2 protein-coding genes are annotated in these 881 nt (G+C 57.4%); one reads left to right on the top strand and one right to left on the bottom strand.

The annotated features are described in order from the left end of the window. The coding region (locus tag BN1120_RS20790; RefSeq protein WP_330217867.1) for a 2-dehydropantoate 2-reductase N-terminal domain-containing protein at positions 1-186 on the bottom strand (186 nt) is incomplete at its 3' end. A 358-nt stretch (positions 187-544) separates the two neighbouring features. Between BN1120_RS20790 and BN1120_RS11780 the strand changes: the two genes are divergently transcribed. Next, positions 545-881, top strand: a 337-nt coding sequence (locus tag BN1120_RS11780; protein WP_042016246.1) for a DUF520 family protein, incomplete at its 3' end; no start/stop codon positions are given.

Here is an 881-nt window from a genome sequence, read left to right as displayed (position 1 = left end):
AAAGTCGACGCCGGGGTGCAAGGTGGCACGATGGCGCTCGCGCAGCAGGAGGCGGGTTGCTTGGCCGCTTTGAGTCAACAGGGAGGCGAAGACGCCGCCCAGGGCGCCGCAGCCCAGCAAGGTCCACTCGGGAGAGACAGGGTGACGGCGTGTTTTCAGGTTGTTGTCGCGTAATCCGCTTGGCATGAAGAGGCTCGATCATGGGAAGGGCTGCCATCCTGTCAACCGCCAACCCGGGATAAGGGAAGATGTCGCTTGGTGAATACCTGGAACCGGTGCATGAGCTGGTTGCCGGGTCGTGCTCAAGGTTCATGCGCAGCCAGGGAGCCTCATGTATGCATGAACATGCGGGTGTCTGGGCTGCACTTCACCGAGTGTCGGACCTCTCGCGACTGCTCCTGAACGGGTTCTAACGGGTCTCACCATTCCTGTGCGCAGGGGATTCTAGCAGAGCAATCCCATCGAAATCAGCAAATTTGCCCGTTTTCTGGTAGATTTGCCCACCTGTCAGCACAACCTGAAGTACAGCATGAGGAGCCCGGCTATGCCGTCATTCGATATTGTCTCTGAAGTCAAAATGAACGAGGTGTTGAACGCCGTTGATAACGCCAACCGTGAACTGGCGACCCGTTTCGATTTTCGTGGTGTGGAAGCCAGCTTCGAATTGAACAAGGAAGAAGTAAAGCTGGAAGCCGACGCCGATTTCCAGCTCAAGCAGATGGTCGAGATCCTGCGCGGCGCCCTGCTCAAGCGCCAGATCGAGAACAGTTCCATGGACGTGGGTGACAGCGTCCACTCCGGCAAGCGTTTCCACCTGACCGTGAAGTTCAAGCAGGGGATCGACAAGGAAGTGGCCAAGAAGCTGGTGAAGCTCATCAAGG

It is taken from the genome of Aeromonas caviae (genome assembly GCF_000819785.1).
GTDB classification, from domain to species: Bacteria; Pseudomonadota; Gammaproteobacteria; order Enterobacterales; family Aeromonadaceae; genus Aeromonas; species Aeromonas caviae.
The sequence above is the reverse complement of the archived record's forward strand: the minus strand, read 5'-3'. Positions and strand labels throughout refer to the sequence as shown.